This is a genomic window from Mesorhizobium sp. M1E.F.Ca.ET.041.01.1.1 (assembly GCF_003997355.1).
GTDB lineage: Bacteria > Pseudomonadota > Alphaproteobacteria > Rhizobiales > Rhizobiaceae > Mesorhizobium.
On the sequence record NZ_RZSL01000330.1, the window covers coordinates 1 to 6947 of the forward strand.

General features: G+C 64.6%; 6 protein-coding genes. All 6 read right to left on the reverse strand.

The window, feature by feature from the left end:
* Positions 1-1405: homospermidine synthase (locus tag EOA38_RS23395; RefSeq protein ID WP_127300361.1), on the reverse strand; the 1405-nt coding region annotated here is incomplete at its 3' end.
* Positions 1406-1530: 125 nt separating this feature from the next.
* A complete protein-coding gene (locus EOA38_RS23400) occupies positions 1531-2481 on the reverse strand; it encodes a DUF3445 domain-containing protein (protein ID WP_126092141.1) in 951 nt (316 codons plus the stop codon).
* 58 nt (positions 2482-2539) lie between these two features.
* Positions 2540-3202, reverse strand: a complete 663-nt coding sequence (locus EOA38_RS23405; RefSeq protein ID WP_126092142.1) for an aminotransferase class IV family protein — start codon at positions 3200-3202, stop codon at positions 2540-2542.
* Positions 3151-4296 carry an aminodeoxychorismate synthase component I gene (locus EOA38_RS23410; RefSeq protein WP_126092143.1) on the reverse strand — a complete coding sequence of 382 codons (1146 nt, stop codon included), beginning with the start codon at positions 4294-4296 and terminating at the stop codon, positions 3151-3153. Before EOA38_RS23410 ends, EOA38_RS23405 begins: the two co-directional genes overlap by 52 nt.
* A gap of 158 nt (positions 4297-4454) precedes the next feature.
* On the reverse strand, positions 4455-5171 hold the full coding sequence (locus tag EOA38_RS23415) for a proton-conducting membrane transporter (protein ID WP_126092144.1): 717 nt from the start codon (positions 5169-5171) through the stop codon (positions 4455-4457).
* A gap of 360 nt (positions 5172-5531) precedes the next feature.
* A partial coding sequence (locus EOA38_RS23420; RefSeq protein WP_127300362.1) for a M3 family oligoendopeptidase occupies positions 5532-6947 on the reverse strand: 1416 nt, incomplete at its 5' end.

Below are 6947 nucleotides of genomic sequence, written 5' to 3' on the forward strand. Positions count from 1 at the left end.
TGTCGAGATCCTCCGGGAAAAGGCCCGGGCGGTTATCGAGCGGCGTCCAGTCTGTGTAATAGCCCCTGACCGGCCCGAGATAGGGAAACTGCACTTCCAGGCAGCGCCGGTAATCCATCTCGTCGGACTCGACGATGCCGGCCGCCGGATTTTCCAGCGCCCAGACCATGCCGGCGAGCACCGCCGAGGTGACCTGCAGGCCGGTGGCGTTCTGGTAAGGCGCCAGCTTGCGCGCCTCGGCCAGCGACAGCTGCGAACCGTACCAGTAGGCATTCTTGTCGTGGCCGTAGAGCAGCACGCCGAGCTCGTCGACGCCGTCGACCAGCTCGTTCTCGTCGAGCACATGGTGGACGGGCTGCGCCTTGCCGGCGGCGCCGAACATCTCGTGCAGCGACAGCACGGCGTCATTGCAGGGATGGTAGGCATAGTGACAGGTCGGGCGGTAGTTCACCTTGCCCTTCTTGCCGCGCACGGTGAAGAAATCGGCGATCGAGATCGACTCGTTGTGCGTCACCAGGAAACCGTATTGCTCGCCGGGCGTCGGGCACCAGCTGCGCACGCGCGTGTTGGCGCCGGGCTGCTCCAGGAAGATCGCCGCCTGCGAGCCGTTTTTGTGCTTCTTGCCGTTCTTGGGCATCCAGTTTTCGTGCGTGCCCCAGCCGAGCTCGGCCGGCTGCAGGCCTTCCGAGATGAAGCCCTCGACCGACCAGGTGTTCCAGAACACGTCCATCGGCTTCGGCTTCTTGGTGCGCTGGGTATCGCGCTCGGCGATGTGGATGCCCTTGACGCCGGTCTTCTTCATCAGCTTGGCCCAGCCCTCGCGGTCGTGCTGCTCGGGCTCGGCAAATTCGAGCCCGAGATCGGTGGCCAGGTGGACCAGCGCCTGCTTGACGAACCACGAGACCATGCCGGGATTGGCGCCGCAGCAGGAGATCGCCGTGCTGCCGCCGGGATTATTCTCTTTCTCTTCGCGCACGGTTTCACGCAGCGCGTAGTTGGTGCGCGAGGCATTGTCGGCCGTTTCGTCGAAATAAAAGCCAAGCCAGGGCTCGACCACGGTGTCGATGTAGAGCACGCCGAGCTTGCGGCAGAGCTTCATCAATTCGAGCGAGGAGGTGTCGACCGACAGGTTGACGCAAAAGCCCTGGCCGCCGCCATTGGTGAGAAGCGGGGTCAGCAGCTTCTTGTAGTTCTTCTTGGTGACGGCGTCCTGCATGAAGGTGATGCCGCGCTCGTCGAGCAGCTTGCGGTCGGTGTCGAGCGGGTCGATGACCACCATGCGCGACTTGTCGAACTTGAAATGGCGTTCGATCAGCGGCAGCGTTCCCCGTCCGATCGAGCCGAAGCCGATCATCACGACAGGGCCGGTGATTTCACCGTAAACGGGCCAGTTTTCATTCGCCATTTTCTGGGACACTCCTTCAAACACATGCAAAATCCGGCGTTTCCGCCGGAAGCGCTACACCACAGATCATTGTCACAAACCAGCGAAAAGCGCCAACCGCCGGCTAAGTCGCGATGATGGCGTGGTTAAGCCGCCTTGGCCATGCCGTCGAGGAAGCTGACCAGCCGGTCGCGGTCGGCGGTCAGGCCCTTGTAGTCGAGCTGTTCCTGATCGAGGGCGTTGAGCTGCCCGGCGAAAGAGGCCGCGAGCGCTGGCTTGTCTGGGTGGCGGGCAAGCACGGCCAGCGGGTCGAGATGGATGCGGATTGTGAAGAGGATGTCGCGCGAGACCGGCAGCTTGCGCAGCGTTTGGCGCTCGACGCGGATGAAGGCATGCGCGTTGATGTCGCCGTCCGGAAAGCGCGTCGGGCGGTTGGTGGCGCGGTCGAGGCGCTGGATGTTGGAAAGCGGATGATAGAGTGCGTCGCCCGCCTGGATCGACCAGTTGAAGCGTTCGACCGCCTGGCCCTGCAGCCCGTCGAACATGCGGTTGATCAAATCGGCCGGCCGCGTGCCGGGGCCGAAGCCAGGCACGGGCGCATGGATCTCCTGAAGCGGCTTGCCGAATTTTTCCTGGAGCGACCAGGATGAGGGGAAACAGAGCGAGCCGGCGGCGAGCCGCCAGCCGTCGTCGCCCCGGCGCATCAGGATCAGATCTTCCTGGACCAGCAGGGACGCCCGGACAAGCGGCGCTTCCAGCAAATCGGGAGCCAGTCCGCCCGTTGCCTGCTCGAGGCCGACAACCTCGACATCCGAGCCGATACCTCGGTGTGTCTCAGGATATTTTGCCGGAAGATAGGCGGAGAGGAGGTCCAGCACCTCGCGCTGCGCGTCGCGGGTGCCGTCTTCCTCGACAAAGACCTTTTCCGGGATTTCCGTGTAAAGCCGCCGCTTCTCTGCGAGATGGGGCAGAAGGAACCGATCGATCTCGATCCAGCGATCGAGCTCGAGCGGTTTGAGGCCGATGGTGAAAGGCTTTGAAGACCCGTCATAGGGCGTGTGGGTTGGGGGCATGTGGGTCGGCTGGCGAACGATCATGCTTCTCTCAAACAGAAAATGGCTTTTCTCAAACAGAAAACGACTGGCGGCTCCAGTGTCAGGCCAGTTGCGCCGGGATCAGCCCGCGCAGTGAATTGCCGACAAAGATCGCCTTCGCCGACTTGAGATCGTCGTAGCTGTAGATCGCTTCCACGGCGCGGCCTTCGTCCAGAAGCTCGCCGCGCAATATTCCAGGCAAAAGGCCGCAGTCGAGCCGGGGCGTCGCCAGCACACCGTCGCCGAAGTCGGCGAAGAGATTGGTGATCGTGCCCTCGCAGAGTTCGCCACGCTCGTTGGCGAGCAGCACCTCGTCGGCTTGCGTGATGAGATATTCGGCACGTGCGTGCGTGTAGACCTGTCGCCGGCTGGTCTTGTGGCGCAGCAGCATGTCACTGGAATCGAGCCGGGTTCGCGCCAGCCGCAGCCGCCACACCTTGCCGGCCGGAAGCGGTTCGTAAGGTTGCGCGGCGGCTGTCGCTTCGCCATTGCGCTGCAGGGCAAGCCGGGTGCGCATCGCGATTTGCTGCCCGCCGACCGCGCCCATCAGCACCTCACCGATCCGTTGCGGGTCGCAGGCAAAGCCGAGCTCCGCGGCGGAAGCGTAAAGCCGCGCAAGATGGCGGTCGAAGCGCAGGAAGCCCGAGCCAGGCTCCCAGCGCATGGTCTCGATCAGTTCGAAGTCGGCACGGTTCCCGTCGCGAAGCGCGCTTTCAGAAGACACTCCCGGTACTCCTCATCGGCCGTCGAATCGAAGACGACGCCGCCGCCGACATTGTAGACGGCCTCGCCATCGGCAAAGAGCGAGATGGTGCGGATCGCCACCGAAAAGCGCATCGTGCCGCCGGGTGCGACCCAGCCGATGGCACCGCAATAAACGTCGCGCGGCACGCTCTCCAGATCGTGCAGGATCTCCATGGCGCGGATCTTCGGCGCACCGGTGATCGAGCCGCAAGGGAAAAGCGCGGCAAAGACCCGGCGAATGCCGACATCCGGCAAGAGTTTCGCCCGCACCCGGCTCACCATCTGGTGCACCGTCGGATAGGTCTCGATGCGGAACAATTCCGGCACCTCCAGCGTGCCGACCTCGCTGATCAGCGAAATGTCGTTGCGCAGCAGGTCGACGATCATGCGGTTCTCGGCCTGGTTCTTTTCGTCGTTGCGCAGGAACGCCTTCAGCCGCGCGTCCTCGGCCCTGGTCGCGCCGCGCGGCGCGGTGCCCTTCATGGGGTGCGTCTCGATCATGCCTTCGGCGTCGATCTCGAAGAAGAGTTCCGGCGAACGCGACAGCACGACCGGATCGCCAAGCGAAATCAGCGCGCCGTATTTCACCGGCTGGCGTTCGGTCAGCGCGTCGAAGGCGGCAAGCGGATCGCCGGACCATTGCGCATGGACCGGAAAGGTCAGATTGCCCTGGTAGCAGTCGCCCTTGCGGATGTGTTCGTGAAGGCGCGCGAAGCGGACGGCGTAGTCCTTGGCGGACCAGCTTGCCCTGGCGTCGAAGATCGGGCCGTTGCTGGCGGGGCCCGAACCCTTCGGCACCGCCTGTTCGAGCGGCGCGTCGAAGACGCCGAGACAGATCAGTGGCGCGCGGCGTCCTTCAGGCAACAATGGCACCAGCTTTGGCTCGAGCAGGTAGCCGGCCTCGTAGGAGAAATAGCCTGCCAGCCATTTGCCGGCGTCGGAGGCCGCCTGCGCTGCCTCGAGCGCTGGCGTGAACTCGGCCGCGCTGCGCGCGACAATGATTTCGTGCGGCCGGTCGAAGACGAACTGGCGAGCGGTCTCGTCGTTGCGGAAGATGGCTGAAGGCAGGGACATAAGCCTCGAATGCGGTCAATTCAGTCGACCGCTCTATATGGGGGCTCGGCGAGGCGCAATCGAGGGAACGGCGTCGGGCGGCGCAAAGCTGGCCGTGGTCCAAAACAAAGGCGGCGCCCGTGGAGGACGCCGCCTTTGCGCCAACACATGTCGGCTGTTCAGGTGTTGCTTGCGGTGCCCGCCGTCGGGAATCGGCGGGCGAATTCCTTCTCGTCGCCAGCGGCCAAGAGCTTCGCCTGCTCGATCCATTTCTCACGCGCGATACGACCGTCGAAATTCAGCACGTCTTCGATGCGCTTGACGTCGGCCTCGGTCCACGCGGCGATCTGGGCGTAGGTCGTGACGCCCTGGCCCTTGAGCAGCTTTTCGTTGACCGGGCCGATGCCGATCAGGCGGCGCAGATTGTCGCCCTTGCCGGCGGCCGCCTTCGGGGCAGCGGCCTTCTTCGGAGCCGGGGCCTTCTTCGGCGCCGCGCTTGCCTTCGGCGCGGCGGATTTAGCCGCCGGCTTCGGCTGAGCCGCCGGCTTGGCCGCGGCGGGTTTGGCCGCAGCCGATTTCGCCGGCGACGATTTGGCCTCGGCCGGTGTCGACATCAGCGCCGTCGGCGCAGGCGCGGCGGCCTTGTTGGCGCCGGTCTTGGCGGGCGTGGAAGGCGCCTCGCGCAGCCGGCCCTCGAGGTCGGCGCGGGCGCGGCTGCATGCGTCGAGTTCGCCGCTCAGGCGATTGGTATCGGCGCGCAATCTATCGCGTTCGCTCTTCGTGCGGTCGAGATCGCCGCGCAGGCTGTCGAGCTCGCCGCGCAGCCGGCCCCAGAAGAACCAGCCAACCAGAATACCCACAATGAACGCCAGGAGCATGTAGAAGAAAGTGCTCATTTCCCTCTCCAGTCCGATCTGTCGGCCGCGGCCCGGAATGGCGAGCTTGCCGCAAGGATCGTCTATCGTTCCGCGGTCGGCGGAACAGCCGCTTCAATCGAGCTGTCGGCGCGTGGCTCTCCTCCAGCTATAGCCGACGGCCGTCATCGCATCCGCCGAAGCGCAACACGGGCCGTCACTGGCCCGCGCTATGCGTCCGGCTGAGCTTGAGGCGGGACGCTATCATACGGCCCGTGGAAAGCTAATTGAAAAATGCGGCGGAGAGTTATTGAAGAACAGATATTTAGGACGACAATAGAGCTGCCGCGAATATTCGCCCCGGCTAAATTGTTCTGGCCTATGCCGCCGGCGAAACACCCGTCATTTGTCGAGCGCTTCCAGTTCATCGATCAGCGCGCCGATCACGCCAAGGCCGATCTGCCAGAAGGCGGGGTCCGTGGCGTCGAGGCCGAAGGGCGCCAGAAGCTCCGAGTGATGCTTGGTGCCGCCGGCGCGCAGCATCTCGAAATACTTCTCCTGAAAGCCGCGCTCGGCGTTCTGATAAACGGCATAGAGCGAGTTCACCAGGCAGTCGCCGAAGGCATAGGCGTAGACGTAGAAGGGCGAGTGGATGAAATGCGGGATGTAGGTCCAGAAGACCTCATAGCCGTCGCGCAGCTTGATCGCCGGCCCCAGGCTTTCGGCTTGAACCTCGAGCCAGAATTCGCCGAGCCTGTCTGAAGTGAGCTCGCCGTTGCGACGCTCGGCATGCACCTTGCGCTCGAACTCGTAGAAGGCGATCTGGCGCACGACCGTATTGATCATGTCCTCGACTTTCTGGGCGAGCATCGCCTTGCGTTCGCGGCGGTCGCCGGTCTGGTCGAGCAGCGAGCGGAAGGTCAGCATCTCGCCGAAGACGGAGGCCGTCTCAGCCAGCGTCAGCGGCGTCGCGGCCATCAGCGCGCCCTGGCCGCCGGCGAGCACCTGGTGCACGCCATGGCCGAGCTCGTGCGCCAGCGTCATCACATCGCGCGGCTTGCCCATGTAGTTGAGCAACACATAAGGGTGCGCCGAAGGCACCGTCGGATGGGCGAAGGCGCCGGGCGATTTACCGGGCCGCACGGGCGCGTCGATCCAGTTGCGGTCGAAGAAGGTCCGCGCGATCTCGGCCATGTCGGGCGAGAAACGCTGGTAGGCCAACAGCACCGTGTCCCTGGCGTCGTCCCAGCGGATCACCGCCTGCGGGGTTTCGGGCAGGGGCGCGTTGCGGTCCCAATGGTTCATCACGTCCATGCCTAGCCAACGCGCCTTCATGGCGTAGTAACGGTGCGAGAGGCGCGGATAGGCCTCGCGCACGGCGGCCGCCAGCGCGTCGACCACCTCGCGCTCGACGCGGTTGGCGAGATGGCGTGAATCGGCGATGTCCTTGAAGCCGCGCCAGCGGTCGGAGATTTCCTTGTCCTTGGCCAGCGTGTTGGTGATCAGCGTGAAGGTGCGCAGGTTCTTGCGGAAAGTCGCGGCGAGCGCCTCGGAGGCGCGGCGACGCACTTCGCCATCGGCGTCCTGCAGCCGGTTCAGCGCCGGCTCCAGCGTCAACTCCTCGCCGTCGACATCGAAGCGCAGGTCGGTCATCGTCTCGTCGAACAGGCGGTTCCAGGCGCCGCGTCCGGTGACCGACTTTTCATGGAACAGCTGCTCGACCTCAGGAAGGACAAGCCCTACCAGCTTGAGGACCGGGTCGAGCACCCAGGGCCGGTAATGGGCGAAGGCCGCGTCGGCCGCAAGCGCGCCTTCGAT

What these genes read in the sequence shown, in the direction of transcription:
- EOA38_RS23400 (WP_126092141.1), bottom strand. Translation starts at nt 2,481, where the DNA reads ATGATCGTTCGCCAGCCGACCCACATGCCCCCAACCCACACGCCCTAT.
- EOA38_RS23410 (WP_126092143.1), bottom strand. Translation starts at nt 4,296, where the DNA reads ATGTCCCTGCCTTCAGCCATCTTCCGCAACGACGAGACCGCTCGCCAG.
- EOA38_RS23415 (WP_126092144.1), bottom strand. Translation starts at nt 5,171, where the DNA reads ATGAGCACTTTCTTCTACATGCTCCTGGCGTTCATTGTGGGTATTCTG.